This is a genomic window from Metamycoplasma orale ATCC 23714 (assembly GCF_000420105.1).
GTDB lineage: Bacteria > Bacillota_I > Bacilli_A > Mycoplasmatales > Metamycoplasmataceae > Metamycoplasma > Metamycoplasma orale.
Window position 1 is genome coordinate 1 of the sequence record NZ_ATUH01000013.1, and the last position, 19,337, is coordinate 19,337.

The 19,337-nt window shown below is 25.2% G+C and carries 17 protein-coding genes and 2 tRNA genes; 12 read left to right on the forward strand and 7 right to left on the reverse strand.

Annotation, left to right across the window (positions count from 1 at the left end; all coding sequences use genetic code 4):
- The 4 genes from F795_RS03585 to F795_RS0102855 all read right to left on the reverse strand — a co-directional run.
- Window positions 1-207: helix-turn-helix domain-containing protein (locus F795_RS03585; RefSeq protein ID WP_040538444.1), on the reverse strand; the 207-nt coding region annotated here is incomplete at its 3' end.
- A 582-nt stretch (window positions 208-789) separates the two neighbouring features.
- Window positions 790-1,110 (reverse strand): hypothetical protein, encoded by a 321-nt coding sequence (locus F795_RS0102845; protein WP_022936216.1) that lies wholly within the window; start codon window positions 1,108-1,110, stop codon window positions 790-792.
- A 55-nt stretch (window positions 1,111-1,165) separates the two neighbouring features.
- Entirely contained in the window at window positions 1,166-1,855 is a 690-nt protein-coding gene (locus F795_RS06870) for a DNA alkylation repair protein (RefSeq protein WP_022936217.1), read from the reverse strand.
- 5 nt (window positions 1,856-1,860) lie between these two features.
- Window positions 1,861-3,861: an AAA family ATPase gene (locus F795_RS0102855; protein ID WP_022936218.1), complete on the reverse strand. Its 2,001-nt coding sequence runs from the start codon at window positions 3,859-3,861 to the stop codon at window positions 1,861-1,863.
- Window positions 3,862-3,929: 68 nt separating this feature from the next.
- Between F795_RS0102855 and F795_RS06875 the strand changes: the two genes are divergently transcribed.
- From F795_RS06875 to arcC, 4 genes are all read left to right on the forward strand, one after another.
- A complete protein-coding gene (locus tag F795_RS06875) occupies window positions 3,930-4,931 on the forward strand; it encodes a hypothetical protein (RefSeq protein WP_022936219.1) in 1,002 nt (333 codons plus the stop codon).
- On the forward strand, window positions 4,932-6,608 hold the full coding sequence (locus tag F795_RS06880; RefSeq protein WP_022936220.1) for a GIY-YIG nuclease family protein: 1,677 nt from the start codon (window positions 4,932-4,934) through the stop codon (window positions 6,606-6,608).
- A gap of 138 nt (window positions 6,609-6,746) precedes the next feature.
- Window positions 6,747-7,790: an ornithine carbamoyltransferase gene (argF, locus tag F795_RS0102870; protein WP_022936221.1), complete on the forward strand. Its 1,044-nt coding sequence runs from the start codon at window positions 6,747-6,749 to the stop codon at window positions 7,788-7,790.
- The gene (gene arcC, locus F795_RS0102875) at window positions 7,790-8,722 is read left to right on the forward strand and encodes a carbamate kinase (RefSeq protein WP_027120304.1); all 933 of its coding nucleotides are present in this window, start codon (window positions 7,790-7,792) and stop codon (window positions 8,720-8,722) included. The genes argF and arcC overlap by 1 nt, the downstream gene beginning before the upstream one ends.
- A gap of 67 nt (window positions 8,723-8,789) precedes the next feature.
- Here arcC and F795_RS06885 read toward each other — a convergent pair whose 3' ends face one another.
- On the reverse strand, window positions 8,790-9,494 hold the full coding sequence (locus F795_RS06885) for a hypothetical protein (protein ID WP_022936223.1): 705 nt from the start codon (window positions 9,492-9,494) through the stop codon (window positions 8,790-8,792).
- 253 nt (window positions 9,495-9,747) lie between these two features.
- Here F795_RS06885 and F795_RS06890 point away from each other — a divergent pair, with 253 nt between their 5' ends.
- From F795_RS06890 to F795_RS0102895, 3 genes are all read left to right on the forward strand, one after another.
- Window positions 9,748-11,124, forward strand: coding sequence for an endonuclease (locus F795_RS06890; RefSeq protein WP_022936224.1), 1,377 nt, complete (start codon window positions 9,748-9,750; stop codon window positions 11,122-11,124).
- 170 nt (window positions 11,125-11,294) lie between these two features.
- Window positions 11,295-11,381, forward strand: a tRNA-Leu gene (locus F795_RS0102890).
- A 7-nt stretch (window positions 11,382-11,388) separates the two neighbouring features.
- Window positions 11,389-11,464 (forward strand) — tRNA-Lys (locus F795_RS0102895).
- A gap of 38 nt (window positions 11,465-11,502) precedes the next feature.
- Here the strand turns inward: F795_RS0102895 and F795_RS0102900 are convergent.
- Window positions 11,503-12,042: a cysteine hydrolase family protein gene (locus F795_RS0102900; RefSeq protein ID WP_022936225.1), complete on the reverse strand. Its 540-nt coding sequence runs from the start codon at window positions 12,040-12,042 to the stop codon at window positions 11,503-11,505.
- A gap of 122 nt (window positions 12,043-12,164) precedes the next feature.
- On the opposite strand from F795_RS0102900, the gene F795_RS06895 reads away from it, so the two are divergent.
- From F795_RS06895 to F795_RS06900, 3 genes are read left to right on the forward strand one after another with little or no spacing between them, the layout of a single operon-like run.
- Window positions 12,165-13,754 (forward strand): CTP synthase, encoded by a 1,590-nt coding sequence (locus F795_RS06895; protein WP_022936226.1) that lies wholly within the window; start codon window positions 12,165-12,167, stop codon window positions 13,752-13,754.
- A gap of 9 nt (window positions 13,755-13,763) precedes the next feature.
- Complete coding sequence (gene ileS, locus F795_RS0102910; protein ID WP_022936227.1) at window positions 13,764-16,445, forward strand: isoleucine--tRNA ligase; 2,682 nt, start codon at window positions 13,764-13,766, stop codon at window positions 16,443-16,445.
- Window positions 16,438-17,124 carry a signal peptidase II gene (locus tag F795_RS06900; RefSeq protein ID WP_022936228.1) on the forward strand — a complete coding sequence of 229 codons (687 nt, stop codon included), beginning with the start codon at window positions 16,438-16,440 and terminating at the stop codon, window positions 17,122-17,124. Before ileS ends, F795_RS06900 begins: the two co-directional genes overlap by 8 nt.
- Before the next feature lie 64 nt (window positions 17,125-17,188).
- Here the strand turns inward: F795_RS06900 and F795_RS0102920 are convergent, their stop codons facing one another.
- Window positions 17,189-18,139 carry a GIY-YIG nuclease family protein gene (locus tag F795_RS0102920; RefSeq protein ID WP_022936229.1) on the reverse strand — a complete coding sequence of 317 codons (951 nt, stop codon included), beginning with the start codon at window positions 18,137-18,139 and terminating at the stop codon, window positions 17,189-17,191.
- 204 nt (window positions 18,140-18,343) lie between these two features.
- On the opposite strand from F795_RS0102920, the gene rplJ reads away from it, so the two are divergent.
- A complete protein-coding gene (gene rplJ, locus F795_RS0102925; protein ID WP_022936230.1) occupies window positions 18,344-18,844 on the forward strand; it encodes a 50S ribosomal protein L10 in 501 nt (166 codons plus the stop codon).
- 39 nt (window positions 18,845-18,883) lie between these two features.
- On the forward strand, window positions 18,884-19,261 hold the full coding sequence (gene rplL, locus F795_RS0102930) for a 50S ribosomal protein L7/L12 (protein ID WP_022936231.1): 378 nt from the start codon (window positions 18,884-18,886) through the stop codon (window positions 19,259-19,261).
- Window positions 19,262-19,337: the final 76 nt, after the last annotated feature.

Below are 19,337 nucleotides of genomic sequence, written 5' to 3' on the forward strand. Positions count from 1 at the left end.
ACGATGATATCTTCTTTTGCGTGCTAATTGACTTGCAGAGTTCGAATTGTAATTCATTATGTTGCTATCAAAGTTTCTTTTTAATTCCCTAGAAATAGTAGAAGGAGATCTATTAATTTCTTTAGCGATTTTATTAATTGAATAATTTAAATTAAAATAATGTTCAATTAAAACTCTCTCTTCATAATTAATATGTGTATAATTCATATTGTAACCTCTTTTTTTAAGCAATGCATAAGAGTTATATTGAAGGGAAAAGTATCCCTTCAATTTTATTTTATAAAAAAAATGCAACAACTTTAACAAATTTGTCAAGTGTTGCACTTCATGTTGCAATGTAGCAACCTCAAGATTAATCTTGAGGTTTTATTATTTTATTCATAATATAAATGAGTGTTTCCTCTTTTGCCAAACATACGATATAAATGCAATGTTAAAGTAACTATAAACAACATAATATATATTATTCACATTATAAATAATATGATGTTAAAACTAGTAACTTTATAAAGAAGTTTGCCACGTTCTATTAAGGCATAGGTTGCAAAAAATATTGAAGAAACTGCGAAGCCTGAAAGGAATAGACTAAGTCATAAAGTATGTTTTTTAAATTCTTTTTTAAATGACATACAAATTATCATTAGATCAAATATTAAAGCAATATAGCCTCAAGATAAAAATATATATTCCAATCAACTCATTGTATTTTATTTCCTTTATATTAATATAATTTTATCTAAAAATAAAAAAATGTACTAATTATTTAACTAGTACATTTCTTATATTTAATTAAATGTATAATTTTGATCTTCTTCCAAAAATTCTAATTAAGTGAATAATTGCTGTAATTATTGCAAGAACCAAGAATAATAATCAGAATACAAACATTATAATTTCTCCAGCTCCACTTTTGCTGCTTAAGCTTCCACCAAGAACAATTAATTGGTAAATTGCAAATAAACTAGCAAGAACAGCAATACCTGAGAAAAATATTGTTAATCTAATTGTAACTGCTGGATATTGTTTTCTAAATGATGTAATAAAAATAATTAAGTTAAATATTACAGCAGTAAATGCTAATAACATAATGGTAATTTCTAATCAGCCCATTGTGACTCCTTTTTTTTAATATTTTTAATTTTAATGTAGTTATATTTTACATTAATTATTTAATTTTTAATAATTTAGTTTGCATTTTTAAATCTTTTGTTGCCTTGTTACTTTCATTAATTTTAGCTATGCATTTATTATGTATTCATATTGGCAACACTCTTTTTTCTAATAAAAACATATATTTAGAATTATTATTCATTGTTAATTCAGCCATGAATCATGCTATTGCCATTTTTACATAATAATCATTGTTTTTGATTTGAATTATTAATTGAATAATTTCATTATTTAAATCATTTAAATAAAATTTAAGCATTTGTACAATAGCAAAACGCAGATAATAAGTTTCTTCATTATTTTTTAGTATATTAGTTAAGAATTCAAAATATTTTTCTTTATAGTTTTTAACTATTATTTTATTATTTATATAATCACAAGTTGCCCAATTGTCTATATAAGGTAAAAATATTTCTAAAGCTTTTTTGTATTGGTTTCAATCTTTAAAAGTGTTTAAAATAAATACATGTAAATTATTCTCATCAAAATATTTATGTGGAAGTTCTAGCATAAATTCATTTGTTAATTTTATTCAATTTTTTTGTAAATCTTTAGCAATTTTTTTAAGTTCTAAAGCTGATAAACCTAAAAATTGTGCCTTATTTAAATTGGGCACAATTTTTTGATCAAAATTAATTCTTTGTGTATTTTTTAATTCTAAAAGTCTTTGTCTAATTTTAGTCATATTAATTAATTAAAATTGCCAGATTTTTTATTATTGGTATTAAGATTATTTTTAGCTGGGGCTTTATATTTATTTCATCAGTTTTCAAAATTTTCTCTAATTAGAGAAATAGTAGAAAAATCATATTCATTAAATGATAAAATTTCTTTTCTTAGTTTTAAAATATCATTAAATAAATAAGGGATAACTTTATTTTTTACAGCTTCCTTTACTTGTTCTTCGGAAGAGTTTAAGTCAATATAATCATATATATATCAATAACCTAGTAATCTATCTTCAGGAACTTTAATTTTGATTAATAAATTATTTATGTTTTGTCTAAATGTGTTTCAATATACATTTACATTTTTAGGTGTTGTGTTGTAATCCATATATTCTAAAGATCATCTACGTTTAAATGCTGGGTCAATAGGTTTTGCTAGTGGATCTGCATTATTCATAGTTGCTCAAATATATAAATTAGTAGGGAGTTTAATTTCTCATTCTTTTTTAGAAATACGATTTATTAAAGGTTCTTCTTTATTTAAATTAGTATTTAAATAATTGATTTTTTCTTCTTCTAAAAAATAGTTAATTAAATCATAGCTTATTGATATAGGATATACACTATTTCCATATTTGTTTCTATCTAAAGATTGAAAAAATTCACCAAAAGCATTTGCGCCGTCACCACGGTTTAGTTCTTCAATAATTAAAACATAATTAGTATTTGGGTCTTTATATGCATTAGCTAGCATTTTGCTAAATTCACCAGGCATATATTTATATGAAGTTTTTCCATCTTTGGTTGTTATAGGTTTATATGAACCCACAAAATTAAAGTAACTTGTACCCGCATGAAAAGTTAAACGTTTATATTCAATATATATATTAGGATCTTCATCATAAGCTTCTAATATTTTTTTGATTTTTGTGCTTTTTCCAGTTCCTGGAGCGCCAAAAATTAATCATTGTTTAGGTTCTTTAAGAGGTTTGTAAGTTATTTTTTCAAAAATAAAGTAGTCAAAAATCATTGTATACAATGAAAAAAGTAAGTATGGAAATTCATTAATAATAGTTTGTTCATTTTCTTTTATTAAACTTTTATTACTTATAAAAGAATAGTAAGCAAAAGAAAAGTATAAAGATTCCCAAACTCTTTCTTTAATTATTTCGTTTTTATCATTAATTATTTTATTGAAGTTAATGTAATTATACTCAGTGGATAAAAATGAAAATAAAAAGTTAAGATTATCTTTTGAATTTAAATGTATAAACTTTTTATAGAAATCTCAATTTAATTTTTCTATTTTCTTACATTTAAAATCATCTCTCGAAAATTTAGAAAGTATGACATTAATTGGTTCAAAAATATTTTCATTATTGGCATTAAATAAAACACTATATTTAATTACTTGATTTACAAAGAAATTATTTTTAAAAATATCACTTTTAATTTTTTTAAATGAGTTGTAATCATTAAAACTCAAATTATTATTTATATAAACTAAATCATTAAAGAAAATTTCATAATCTTCTTTAGAATCTAATTCTAAAACTTTTTTAAGTCCAATTTCTTTATAAATTGTAACTTGAAATAAATATGATATTTGATTCATTATGTATGTTAATGATTTATGATCATCTTTGTTTAAAACAAATTTGTCTTTCTTTTGACTTAATCAAGAAAAGTTTTCTCATAAATATATTAAAAATGCAAGCAGTTTTTGTTCTTGTTCTTTATCTTCTTTAATATCAAAAATTTTAGTAGATTTTTTTAATATAAACATTTTTAATGTTTTTAGAAAATTATAAATAGAATCATTTTCTAAAAAAGATTCAAAATTTAGACTAATTTTTTCATAATTGATATTCTTTTTTAAAATATTTATTTTTTCAAATATCAATTCCTTAAGCGGTTTATTTTGTATTTTTTCTTCTATTTTTTTACTGTTTTCAGCTAAATTTTCAAATTCATTAGTTTCTTCATCAATATTTAGTTTGTTATTTTGTTTATCTAAGTTCATATTAAGTATAATTATAGTATAAATTGTTAAATCAATACCCTAAAATATAAATAGAAAGTAGAACAATCATGAAAAAAGTAGTTAAATCAAAACAAGTTGAAGAAACAAAAAAAGAAGAAAAAATTGAACAACAAAGTAAAGCTCCTATTTACTTTTTTGCATATGCGGGCGAACAAGATGAACCTTTTTATTCTAAAATGTTTTCGCCAGATGTTAAAAAGCATCCTGCCCGTTTAAATGGTTTTGCAAAGTGCAAAGATCAAAGTCATTTTTTATTATTAAAAAAAGATCCTTTAAAATCAGTTGATGGAGTTGTGTTTGAAATTACTAAAGACCAATTATTTGCATTAGATCGTTGAAATTTATATCCTCAATATGGACGTTTTGCTGCTAATGTTATACTAACCGATACAAATGAAATTATTGATAATGCACTTATATATACAAAATTAGAAGAAGGTAAGTGAGAACCTTTAAGTAATGAAGAAGTGGATATTTATAGAAATCCTAATTTTGATGAAAAGAATGTTAATGGCTTTTTTACATTAGAAGAAACCTTAAAAAATTATAATATCCATGACTTTGCCTTACTTTATAAAATTGATAAAGAAAAATTTGATTATATTAATCAATTTACTCATCCATTTCTTAATTTTGAAATTTCGATAAAAGAAGAACCTACTGCTCTACTTTTAAATTTTGGAGTTTTAATGGCTATTCAAGAAAATGATGAATACTTTGCAATTGTTCAAGTTTTTGGCAAAAAAGAACCTATTGAAATTTTTCATTATTACCAAATGTTTTATGACAAAATTTCAAACTTTCATCACATTATTAAATTTTTCCCAACAGTAATGGATATTAACATTAAGTTTTTAAATGAAACAAAACCTGATTATTTTATTTCATATAAAGAAGATAAAAACCTAGATTTAGAAGCTAACAAAAATTTAGCTATTTGAGAAAAAGCTATGGAATTAGTTACTAATGATTTTAATATCAATCCATGAACAAGATTTGATATAATCCTAAAAGCATTTTTTGATTACAGAAAGCAAAACAAGATTTAAATGGTAGACAAAAGTCAAATAAAATATATTTCAGAGAAACCAGGTGTTTATCTTTGAAAAGATAAAAACAATAAAGTTTTATACGTTGGCAAAGCTAAAAACTTAAAAAAAAGAATTAGCCAATATTTTAATAATAAAATGCAAAATTCGTTCAAAACTTCCAAAATGTTTGAACGTGCTTTTTCTATTGAAACCATAGTTACTAATAGCGAAAGAGAAGCACTAATTCAAGAAAGAAAATTTATTGACTTTTATAGGCCTTTTTACAATGTGCTTTTTCCTAATAGAAGTACTTTTCCTTACATTAAAGTAAAGCTTACTAATAATGATTTAAAAATTGAAATTACTAATAATTATAAGAAGGAAAATAATGCAACATATTTCGGCCCGCTACCAAATAACAAAAACTTTAAACCTTTACTAAAATATTTGTCTCATTTATTTTTAGCAAATAAAGGCGAATTTATAAAAGAAAAAGATTTTAGCTTTTGAAAAGAACAGTATGAAAAAGTAAGAAACACAATTAAGCATCCTAGCGCATTTCTATTAGATTTATCTAACAAATTAGAGGAAGCTAAAGAAAACTTAGATTTTGAACTTGCAAAACTATATTCAGATGTGCTAGATACATTTACATATAATCAAGACAAACAATATATTAATATTGTTAGCAAAGATGATATTGATGTTGTAGGTATAGTGAACTATAAAGATGTAATATTTTTTTCTTTACTTTCTTATAGAGATGGTTTTTTACTTTCAACTTATTCATATGCTTTTGAAATATTAAACTCAGAAACTACTCTAATTAATGAATTTTTAAATAGATATTATGAAAAAAATGATTTACCCGCAAAAATAGTTTTAGATAAAAAATATAAAAATTCAGATTTCGATTTAATAAATTATATTTCTTTTGAAAATACTAATGAAGAGTTAAATTTAGTAAACATTGCTAATGATAATGCTTTAAATAATATTGAAGTCAAATATGACGAATTTATAAAAACAAATAATATTTTAACTGTACAAGAAAAATTAGGCACTTTATTAAATTTAAGTTTAAATAACATTGTTATTTTAGATAATTCATTTTTTATAAATACAAACAATGTAATAGGTGGTGTTTGTGTATTTCAAAATGGTGAAGAAAATAGAAAATTATTTCGTCACTTTAATTTAAATTTAAATTATTCTAGAAATGCTGATGTTGAATATATGTTTCAAAGCGCACTTAAGTATTTCAAATTATTTCCAGATTTTGCAGATGCTATTTTTGTCGATGGTGCAATTGCACAAATAAATGAAGTTAAAAAAGCACTTGATTTATTAGGTTTAAATATAAAGATTTTTGGTTTAGTAAAAGATGACAGACATGAAACTAGAATGCTTATTGATGAAAATAATAATGAAATAAAAATTAATGATAAGTCTATATTTAATTTTTTAAGTAGAATGCAAACTATCGTAGATAGATATGTTAAAAATGTTTATCAAAAGAAAGAACTTGAATATATATTAGATAATGAACTATTAAATATTAAAGGTATAGGCAAAAAGACAATAATGAAATTACTAAGTACTTTTAACACATATCAAAACATATTAAATGCATCTTATGAAGATTTAGAAAAAGCATCATCAAGTAAGATAGCTAAACTAATTAAAGGCTATTAGCCTTTTATCCATTTAAAAACGAGTCTTAGAAAAAGTAAGATTAATTTTTTTATTTTTTTATTTAATTAGTATAATTTAGATTGTGTTTTATAACACTAAAAAATATCGATATTTTATATATAAAAAAGGAGTGCTTAAATGCCTATGAACTTAAAAGGTCGTAGTTTAGACTCAGCTTTAAACTTTACAACCGAACAAATTAACTATTTAATCGATTTAGCAATCGAACTTAAAAGAGCAAAATATCAAGGATTACATACAAACAACCGTCCTTTAGTTGGAAAAAACATTGCTATAATGTTCCAAAAAGACTCAACTAGAACTCGTTGTGCATTTGAAGTTGCAGCTGCTGACTTAGGTGCAAGTTGTACATATATAGGGCCAGCAGGTTCAAACTTTGGTAAAAAAGAATCTATCGAAGATACTGCTATGGTTTTAGGACAATTCTATGATGGAATTGAATTTAGAGGATTTAAACAAGAAGATGTTAACGCTTTAGTTAAATACTCAGGTGTTCCAGTATGAAACGGTTTAACTGATTCAGAACACCCAACACAAATGTTAGCTGACTATATGACTATTAAAGAACACTTTGGTGATCTTAAAGGCAGAAAAATAGTATTTTCTGGTGACATTAAAAACAACGTTGCACGTTCAATTATGATTGGTGCAGCATTTACCGGAATGAATGTAGTACTATGTGGACCTAAAGAACAAGCTGAACTTGTTAAAACAGGTGCTGGATACAAAGAAGTTTACAAAGCTTGTCAAGAATTATTCAAACGTAATGGTGGATCAGTATCATTTAGCGATGACAAAATCAAAGCTGCTAAAGACGCAGATGCTATTTATACAGACGTTTGGGTATCACTTGGTGAAGACTTCTCATTATTTGAACCACGTATTAAAGAATTAGGTTCATTCCAAGTAGATATGGCTATGATTAAAGCTGCTAAACCAGATGTAATTTTCCTTCACTGTTTACCAGCATTTCACGATGACCATACTTTATTCTCATCAGAAATTAAAGAACAACTTGGTAAGAAATACCCAGTTGTAGCTACTGGTGCTATGGAAGTTACAGATGAAGTATTCCAATCAAAATACAACAAATCAATTGAACAAGCAGGAAACAGAATGCATACAATTAAAGCTGTTATTCTTGCAACAATAGGATACTAATTATGAGAATTGTTATTGCCCTTGGGGGAAATGCTTTAGGAAATAATCCTGAAGAACAAAAAGAATTAGTTAAATTACCAGCTAAAAAAATAGCTGAACTTGTTAAAGCAGGTCATGAAGTAATTATTGGACATGGTAATGGTCCACAAGTTGGTATGATTTTTAATGGGATGTCAGATGCTCACAAAGTTAATCCAAAAAGCCCATTAATTCCTTTACCAGAAGCAGGCGCAATGAGTCAAGGTTACATTGGACTTCACATGTTAAATGCTATTACTAATGAATTAGTAGCAAACAAAATTAATAAAGAAGTTATGTATATTCTTACTCAAACCATTGTTGATGCAAATGATAAAGCTTTTAAAAACCCTACAAAACCTATTGGACCTTTCTACTCAACTAAAGAAGAAGCAGAACAAATGAATCCTAATTCTGTTATCGTTGAAGATGCAGGAAGAGGATACAGAAAAGTTGTTGCATCTCCTTTACCATTAGACTTTGTTGGTATTAACCAAATTAAAGCCGCAGTTGAAAATGGTGCTATTGTTGTAGTTGGTGGTGGTGGTGGAATTCCTACAATTAAAGATAAAAAAGGTTTAATGACCCCAGTTGATGGTGTTATTGATAAAGACTTTGCTTTATCAAAATTAGCATCATTAGTTAAAGCCGATTATTTCGTTGTTTTAACAGCTGTTGATAATGTTATGATTAACTTTAATAAACCAAACCAAAAAGCTTTAAAACATACTAACAAAAAAGAACTTGAACAATATATTGAAGAAAATCAATTTGCTCCAGGAAGTATGTTACCAAAAGTTAAGGCTGCAATTAAATTTGTTGAAGAAGGTGGACAATCTGCTTTCATCGGTGATTTAAAAGACTTAGAAAAAGTTATTGCAGAAAAAACTGGTACAAAAATTACTTTAAACTAGTTTTTACTATAATTTAATAAAGAAAAGTACTAGATTGCTCTAGTACTTTTTAATTATTTTTTTAAAATTATTTTGAAATTTTTAAAGCATAAACAGTTTTAGAAATTTTTTTAGCACCGTGATCATATAATCTAAATCTAAATATGTAATGGGTTGCGTCTTCTTCTAAAGGTAAATCACCAGATGTACTATATCTTTTAGTTTTAGAATTTTGGTAAACTGGATCATCTGCTTTACAAATTTGTTCATTAAAACTTAATTCAAATAATGGTGTGTTTCCACCATCTTTTCCATTTGTTAATTTATTAGGGATTTGAAAGAAGTAATTTAAAAAGTTTTTAGTGTGTTTATTATTTCCTAATTTATTTTTTCAATCAGTGTCTAACATTTTAATATTAGCTGTATTTAAGTCTAATTTAAAATTCTCATCAAGTGATATTTTACTTTCTTTTGAAATAGAAATTTCAATTTTACCTAATTCTACAAGTGAAACAGTTTGTGAAACACTAGGAGTAGTTGTACCTCCAGGAGTTGTAGTTCCACCAGGAGTTGTAGTTCCACCAGGTGTAGTTGTACCGCCAGGAGTAGTTGTACCGCCAGGTGTTGTAGTTCCACCAGGTGTAGTTGTACCTCCAGGAGTTGGTTCAGGTTTTTTGTTATTTATGTTTTCTTTATTATCTACATTTGTATTTGTGCAATTTGCTGCAATTAAAGGTAAAGTTAAAGCAGCAAGAGGTAATGCATATAGCAACTTACTTAAAAATTTTTTCATATAATTTTCCTTTTTTTTTAATTAATTAATATAGTTTGATTTTACATATATTAAGCATTTTATAAAAATGCTACATATACTTTAATTATACTATAAAATCTGACTTATTTTCTTCGATATTGAAGGTGACCTGATTTTTCTTTCAAAATAAAAATACATAAAAAACTTTTAAAATATGAGAAAATTATTATATAAGGATTCCAATTTGGAAAATCATTATATTAAATAATTATTAAATATTGAAAGTAGAAAAATGAAAAAACAAATTAAAACATTATTCATAGCAATGTCGCTTTTTGCTGTGCCCTTAGGTGTGTCATTGCCAACATTTAGCTGCAAAACAAAATTATCTTTAGAGCAATTTGAAGAATATAAAAAAAATATTAATAGTATTGAATTTGGTTTAATGAATTCAACAGAAGAAGGTATAAAAAATTCTTCAACAAAGTTGAGCGATTATTATTTTGCCAATATGAATATAAATGATTTACATGCTAAAATTTTAGAAAATAAAATATTAAGTAATCAAAAATTACAAGTTAAAGTTTTATATTATCATAAAGCAACATTAACAAATATCGATATAAAAACTTATACTATAGATATTTCTAATGGAACTTCTAAGCCAGATCCTGCAAAACCAGATCCAGGAAATAAACCAGACCCAGGAAATAAACCAGACCCAGGCAATCCATCAGGTGGTGGACAAAATACTGGAAGTTCTGAATCAATTATTGATGTTGACCCTTCAATAAATACAACATTTTTAAATTTTAATAAAACTGAAAAATGAACATCAATTAAATATTCAAAAATTAAATACAATTCTTCAAATAATTACTATGCACAAGCTGAAGGACTCAAAGGTTCTGAATTATTTGAAAAAATATTACAAATTCAAAAAAGTAAAGTTGGTGCTATTGGAAGTGGCACATCAGCTTATAATAAATTATGGTCTACATATGCAAAAGCTTGAACTGATAAGTTTTTAGAAGATGATGGAACTATATTAGATATTTATTCAGAAAATCCTAACGGCAAAGATCCATATAATTTTAGACCTTTGGATGATCAAGATAAAGGGCATCATAGCAAAGAAAGTGATTCATATAATAGAGAACACATGATCCCTCAATCTTGATTTGGAAAAGATACCTATCCTACTCGTGCAGATTGTCATTTTATATTTCCTACTGATGCTTGAGTAAATCAAGAACGTGGTAACTCTCCACATTTTTGAGTAAAAGGCAATCCATATATTACAAAAAACGGAACTAAAATTGATAAAAATCATTATACGGAAGTAATTGACTTTTTTAAAGGCGATACTGCAAGAGCATATTTCTATTTCCAAATAACACATAAAAATGCTAATCAAGGTGGTGGCCCTCAAGTATTTAAAGATCCTTACCCTTATTTCCAAGAAAAGTTTTTAGAATGTTATAGAATTTGAAACAAATTCGATCCTGTTGATGCTTGTGAAATATATAGAAATAATGAAATTGCAAAAGCTCAAAGTGGAATAAGAAACCCATTTATTGATTACCCTAATTTAGTTAAACTTATTTTTGATACTAATAATACAGAAACATTTAAAAACTTAGGTGTGGCTGAATCATTAGTTGATTAATTAAAAATTGCAAAAAGCAAGAAAATAATAAAACTTGCTTTTTATTTTGAAAAAATAAAGTAAAAAATAATAAAAAATTATAAAAATAACAAAAAATCAAAAATTTTTATTAAAATTTAATTTAAATTTTTAAAAATAGAATATAATAAATTACGCATTTATAAAAAAGTGCCCAAGTGACGGAATGGTAGACGTAAGGGACTTAAAATCCCTGGGCTGTAATGGCCGTGCTGGTTCAAGTCCAGTTTTGGGCACCATTAATATGCGCCTTTAGCTCAGGCGGTAGAGCAAATGGCTTTTAACCATTGGGTCAGAGGTTCGAGTCCTCTAAGGCGTACCATTTCATTAAGTTGACTAAAAAAATAACTAGCGATCTAGTTATTTTTTTCATTCTTTAATTTTAATATTAGCTTCTGCCATAATTTTTAAAGCAAATTCATTATATTCATTTCTATTATGATTTGGCGAATCATAAGTGTCAACTAAGTTTTTATAAATTATAATATCTGAGTTTTTATTGAGCGAATTGAAATAAGTTCTTAATGATAAAGCAAGTTGTAATACACAGATATCAGTGCAACATCCAGTGATTACAATTTCATCATAATTTGCAATTTTATTAAGATCAATGTGTCAAATAGCATTAGTTGTATTTTTAGTTACTATTTTCTTTGCATATTTTTCTAGTTCACTAACTATTTTACTTTCATCGCTATTTACTAAGCAATGATATGGGTATGCTTGCATTTCTAGGTCTGCCTTAGAATGCGAATCACAAATAAAAATATTATCATCATTTTTATTTGCTTCTAAATAATTTTTTATACCTGGAATTAAGTTCAAAACATATTCACTTTTAAGTGCACCTTCTTTAGCAAAACCATTTAACATGTCAACAACTAAACAAATTCTTTTCATTTTTGTCCTCCTAATTTACTTAGAAAATAATTTATTTTTTAAAGTAATTCCATAATTTAGTAAAATTATAAATTAAATATTACAAAAAAATATATTTATTAAACAAAAAGAAAAGAGTATAAATGAAAACAAAATATATATTTGTAACTGGCGGAGTTATTAGTGGAATTGGAAAAGGCGTTTGTGCCGCTTCAATTGGTAATTTACTAAAAAGTAGAAACTATTCAGTTTTTTCTATGAAATTAGATCCTTATTTAAATTCAAATCCAGGTATATTATCGCCTAAAGAACACGGAGAAGTTTTTGTTACTGAAGATGGAACTGAAACAGATTTAGATTTAGGTTATTATGAAAGATTTATAGGAACTAATTTAACTTCTGATTCTTCTTTTACTTCGGGCAAGTTATATAAAAAATTATTTGAAAAAGAATTAAGTGGAACAATTAGAGGAAAAACTATGCAAGTTATTCCTGATTATACTAATGAAATTATTGAAGTCATTTTAAATATTTCAAAGAAATATAATCCCGATTTTGCAATTGTTGAAATAGGAGGAACTGTTGGGGATTTAGAAAGTAACCCATTTTTCTATGCCCTAGCACAACTTAATTATCAATATCCTAAAAATATGTTTTTTGTTCATGTATCATATTTGCCTTACATTTCAATAACTAAAGAATATAAAACTAAGCCAACTCAACATTCAATAACTAATTTAAGAAGTTTGAATATTAATCCTAACTTAATTATTTTGAGGTCAGATAAGTTAGTTGAGGAAAATATTTGTTCAAAAGTTGCATCTATTTCTTTCATTGAAAGAAAAAATATTATTAATGTTGCTAATTTTGAAACAATCTATTATTTACCATTGTATTTAGAAAAAATGAATATTGTTGAAATTATTGAAAATCACTTTAATTTAAAATTAACAAAAAGTAATAATAAAAATTGAGAAAACTTTGTATCTAAAATATTGAACCAAAAGAAATTGGATGATCTAAAAACTTTAAGTATATTAATGATAGGATCAAATGATAAATTCGAAGATTCTTATAAATCTATTAAAGATGCTTTAATCATAACTTCAGCTTTTGCAAATTATAATATTAAATTTACTTGATTTGACCCTCTTGAAAATGAAGTGAAATTAAATGATAATTTAATTTCTACTTTTGACGGAGCAATAATATTGCCAACTGTTGAAATAAAAGAAGAAAAAGAATTTGACAATGTTTTGGATTTATTACAACAAAAAAACATTCCGACATTTGGAATATGTAATGGTTTTTTCAAAATGGCGTTTAATTTAATTAATAAAGAAAAAAATAATATTAAATTTACCGACATTATTTCTAAAGTAGCAAATTATAATGAAGTAGATTTTCCTATAAGAATAGGAATTAGAAAAATTAAATTAGCTAAAAATTCTAAAATTAATAAAATATATTCAAGAGAAGAAATAAGTGAAAGACACAAACATAAATATTGCATTCTAGATGAAAAAATAGCTCAATTAGCTTTAAATAATTTAGTTGTATTAGGAAAAAGTCAAGATAATAAGATAGTTGAAATTATTGAAAATAAAAATAATGATTTTTATATAGGGGTACAATTTAGACCAGAATATAATTCAAAACCACTTGATAGTAACCCAATTTTTATAAAATTTATAGAAGCTTGCATCAACAAAAAAACAAAAAAGCAAAAATAAGGAGAACTTATGGAAGAAAAAAAAGATTATAAAGATACTTTATTAATGCCACAAACAGATTTTGCAATGAAAGGTAATCTATATGAAAAGCAAAAAATATATGCTAAAAAATGATTAGATATAGATTTATATAATAAGGTATTAAATAAAAATAAAAATAATAAACCATTTGTTTTACATGATGGACCTCCATATGCTAATGGCGATATTCATGTCGGACATGCTTTGAACAAAATTTTAAAAGACATAATAGTTCGTTTTAAAAATATGCAAGGTTATTTTTCGCCTTATACTCCTGGGTGAGATACACACGGTCTTCCTATTGAACATAAAATGCTTCTTGAAGCCAAAAAGCAAGTTAAGGATTTTGATACAGTTCAATTAAGAGAAAATGCAAAAGTTTATGCTCTTAACCAAGTTCAACACCAAATTGAACAATTTAAAGAATTATCTCTTTTAACCGATTTTAAAGATATTTATATTACATTGGATAAACATTTTGAAGCTAATCAACTAAGATTATTTAAAGAAATGGTTTTTGACAATTTGATATATCAAGATTTAAAACCTATTTATTGATCACCTTCATCTCAATCTGCTTTGGCTGAAGCAGAAGTTGAATATCAAGAACACACTTCGCCAGCAATAACTGTTGCTTTCCCTTTAAATAAAGGGAATAAACTTATTAGCAGTAATGCCAACATTTTAATTTGAACTACTACACCTTGAACTTTAATTGCTAATGCAGCTGCTGCAGTCGGTAAAGATTTTGATTATGTTTTATTAAAAGCAAATAATAAAGAGTATATTTTAGCAAAAGCTTTAATTGAAAAAGTTGCTCATGATGCAAAATGAGAAAATTATCAAATACTTAAAGAATTTAAAGGTAAAGAATTACTTGATTTATCTTATATTAGTCCAATTAACAAAAATGTGTGTCCAATTGTTGAAGGACATCATGTTACTTTAGATGCAGGGACCGGAATTGTACACATTGCCCCATTATTTGGTGAAGATGACTTTATAATTGGAAATAAATTTAACTTAAATAAAATAATGCATATTGATGACAAAGGCTATATTAACGAAAAAGCGCCTAAGGAATATCAAAATATTTTTTATGATGAAGCTAACCCGTTAGTTGGTAAATATTTAGAAACTAATAATTTATTATTAGCTCTTAAATTTATTAAGCACCAATATCCACATGATTGAAGAACACATAAGCCAATTATGTATCGTGCAACTAAACAATGATTTGTTTCTTTAAAACCAATTAAAGCCCAAATCAAGAAAGCTTTAAGTTCCGTTAAAACTTTTAATGATTGAAGCAAAAAAAGATTATCTTTAATGTTAGAAAATAGAGAAACTTGATGTATTTCAAGACAAAGAAAATGAGGCATTCCTATTATTATTTTTTATGATAAAGATAAGAATCCTGTATTTAAAGAAGAAATATTTGATCATGTTATAGATTTAGTTGATAAGCATGGATCAAATATTTGATATGAAAAAACCGCTGATGAACTTTTACCTAAAAAATATCAAAATTTAGGTTATACAAAAGAAGAAGACATTATGGACGTTTGATTTGATTCGGGTTCTACTGCCTTAAGTGTAAAACCAGGAAATATTGAAGCTCCATTTGATATGTATTTAGAAGGAAGCGATCAATATCGTGGTTGATTTAATAGTTCATTAATTAACTATGTTGCATGATGCGGCAAAAGTCCTTATAAATCACTTTTATCACATGGATTTACTTTAGATGGTAAAGGTAACAAAATGTCTAAATCTTTAGGTAACATTGTTAAACCTCTTGAAATAATTAATAAATATGGTTCAGATATTTTAAGAATGTGAGCAGCAAACTCAGAATATACTAGTGATATAAGTATTGATGATAAAATATTAACTCAAAATATTGAAATGTATAGAAAAATTAGAAACACCGTTAAATTTATGTTGGGTGGTTTAAGCGACTATCATTTTAAAGAAATGAAATTGAGTTTTATTCATGAATTAATGTCATATAGAATTGATGTACTTAATAATGAAATTATTAAAAATTATGAAGAATATAAATTTATAAATGTTATTAAATTAATTAATAATTTCGTAATTGACTTTAGTTCTTATTATATTTCTATTACTAAAGATATTTTATATTTAGATTTAGCTAATTCAGATGAAAGAAAACAAGTTCAATATGTATTTTATAAATTCATAATGTTACTATTAAAATCTTTAGCACCAATTTTACCAACTACATGTGAAGAAATTTATGAATACTTTCCTAATATCAAAAAAGAAGAATCTGTACATTTACTTCCATTTTTAAAGAAAGTAAATATTAAAGAAGATTTAGAAATTAAATGAAAAGAATTTTTTGATTTGAAAGATACTGTTTATCGTTTAATTGAAGATAAAATTAAAGCTCAAGAATTTAAGAGATCAAATGAAGCAATTTTATATTTAAATACAAATTCTGAATTTATTAAATCTTTAGATTTAGTTAAATTATTGATGATTGCTAAAGTTGAATTTACTTCTAAGAAAAATGAAATTAGAATTGAAAAATTGGATAATTCTTATAAGTGTTTAAGATGTTGAAATCACTTTGAAGAAAAAGATTTTGATAAAGATTTAGAATTATGTCCAAGATGTAAAAAGGTAGTAAAAAATGGATAATCAAACAAAAAAATCAAAAATTTCTTTTTTTACAAAAGAATATTGAAAAACTTTAAGTTGAAAACAAATCTTAATTAATTTAGCAGTTTATCTTGCGATTTATGGAATTATGATCTTAATTGATTTATTAACTAAATCAAAAATTTATGATAATAGTGCTAGTAGCGGCATAAAAATAGAACATTATCAAGGTAAAATTATTGGAACAAGATCTGTTTTACATAAAGGCACAACAATTGAAATAGGGCTTACGATGATAGGGCTTCATATTCTTACTTTTGCAATTATTTTTGGTTCTCTTTTTGCTTCTATTTTATTTAGAAAAATGAATGGTTTATTTATAGTTGCAGGTTTTGCTACAGTTGCAGCCGGGGCAACAGGCAACATGGTAGATAGATTTATTTTGGGCGGCGTTAGAGATATTTTCTATTTGCCTTGATTTGATAGAGGGACTTGAAACTTTGCTGATGCTTGTTTAATGTTAGGTGCATTTGGGAGTGCTATATCTATGATAATTATTTTTATGATTGAAAGGCATAAAAAAGATGCTCAAGCAAAAGAAAATGAAAGTACTTCAGAAAATGTTACTAATTACAATGATACTAAATTAGAAAACGAAAAATCATTAGAACAAAATAAAAACGTTGATAACGATAATAAAAAAGATACAACTAATTAATAAAAAAATGCCTAATTTTAAGCAAATTTACTTATAAAGCTTAACTAAGGCATTTTTTATTTTTTTAATAATTAATTCTTTTAATAATAAATTTAGATAAATCTATTTCATTAGTTTTTTCAATAAAATCAGGTGAGATATACAAATCAAATCTTTCATCCTTACGAGTTTGAAAAAAATGGTTATTATCTTTATTTTTAGAAATATTAAAAGTATTTGCGGGAATTTCAATAATAATTATTTCTTGATTAATTATATTATTTAATACTAATTTTAAATTTTTAGCTATCACATTATTACTAAGTGTGAATCAATATTGATTTTTGTCTATATAAAATTTACTATAATATGAATTTTTTGTTAAATCTATATTAGTTTTTTCTTTAACATACGAAAATATTTCATTTTTATTTCTAGTGAGGATTTGATCTTGTGGTTTTGCGGCAACAAGATTAGACAATGATTCAATGTTAATGCTTTCTTTTTTATTATTTTCAAAAACATTAACGTTAATAAAACTGAGTATAAATAATGCATCCTTTAAATATTCATTTAATTCTGCTTTTCTAAGATATGAAAGATTATTTTTGTTTCCGGACTTTTTATTATCAGAATTTAATTTATTAGCTTTAATGGATTTTTTTATTAATTCATCTTCTAAATAGTCTATATCACTTTTTCCAAGTGAATTATTAGATGTGGTTAATATAAAAACACGTTCTCATCAATCTTTTCCATATAAATGTTGTTTTATTCTAGCTTTTAATTCTGAAGCTTGGCCAATATAAACTTGATTTTCAGAAACCAATAAATATATTCCCCAATAACTACATAATGTTTCATATGGTTCTAAATTCAAAAGATCTTCAACTTTATCACGCGGACTAACCAACATAATTCCAGATAAAGCTCATCTTAATTTTGTTATGTATAATATTCCGTCTAAGGTTCCATCTTCTAAAACTAGATTAATTGTTGCTAAAGAACTTTGACTATTTAGTGTTGTTTTTTCCATAACAGAATTATCGCAGATTTAAAAAATAAAGTTTAAATTTATTTTAATAAATAAATTAATAAATAAAAATATTTTTATGGTAAAATACTAAATGCAATATATGAAGACAGTAACTGCACAATAATGCTTAATTTGTTACCTAGTATGTTAGTGTTACTATTTTTTTATTTATTGCATTAATTTTAAAACTTAATAGGAGGAAATATGAGCGCTTTAAGAGACGCTAAAACTTTAGTTGTTAAAGAAATAGCTGATCATATAAAATCATCTAAAGCACTTGTTGTTGTAAATTGTCAAACACTTTCTGTACCTCAATTACAAAAAATTAGACAAGAACTTTCAAACAACGATGTTGTATTTAAGATGTACAAAAATAGATTAGTTAAATTAGCAGCTAAACAACTTAAGTTTGAAGCATTAAACGACTTTTTAGTTGGACAAAACATTTTTGCTTTTGCTAAATCTGATGATTTAGCTGCAACTAAATTGTTAGCTAAATTTCAAAAAGACTTTTCTGCAATTAAATTTGTAGCTGGAATTTATGAAAATAAAGTTGTTGATGCAAAAGAACTTTTAGAAATTTCAAAACTTCCTTCATTCGAAGAATCACTTATGATTCTTGGCAATGCATTATTAAGTCCTGTAAGAAACTTATCAATTGGTCTTAATATGTTAGTAGAACAAGGAAAAATCAAATCTGAATAATTTCAGAAAAATAATTTAAAAAAACAAGGAGAATTTATCATGGCAAAATTAACAAAAAAAGAATTTATCGAATCATTAAAAGAAATGAATATTAAAGAAGTTATGGAACTTATCGAAGGATTAAAAGAAGAATTCGGTATTGATCCTACAGCAGTAGCAGCAGTTGCTGCAGCACCTGCAGCAGCAGTCGCAGAAGAAAAATCAACATTCAATGTTACCCTTAAACCTTTACCTGCAACAGCAAACAAAGTTGGTGTAATTAAAGTTGTTAAAGACTTATTAGGAATTGGTTTAATGGATGCTAAAAAATTAGTAGAATCAGCACCTGCACTTCTTAAAGAAAATGCTAAGAAAGAAGAAGCTGAAGATATTAAAGCTAAATTAGCAGCTGCACAAGCAGAAGTTACTCTTGATTAATTTTTAAATAAACGCATAGGCTTTTTATATAAAAAGCCGTTTTTGCATTTTTATATGCCTTTATTTATTGTTTTAA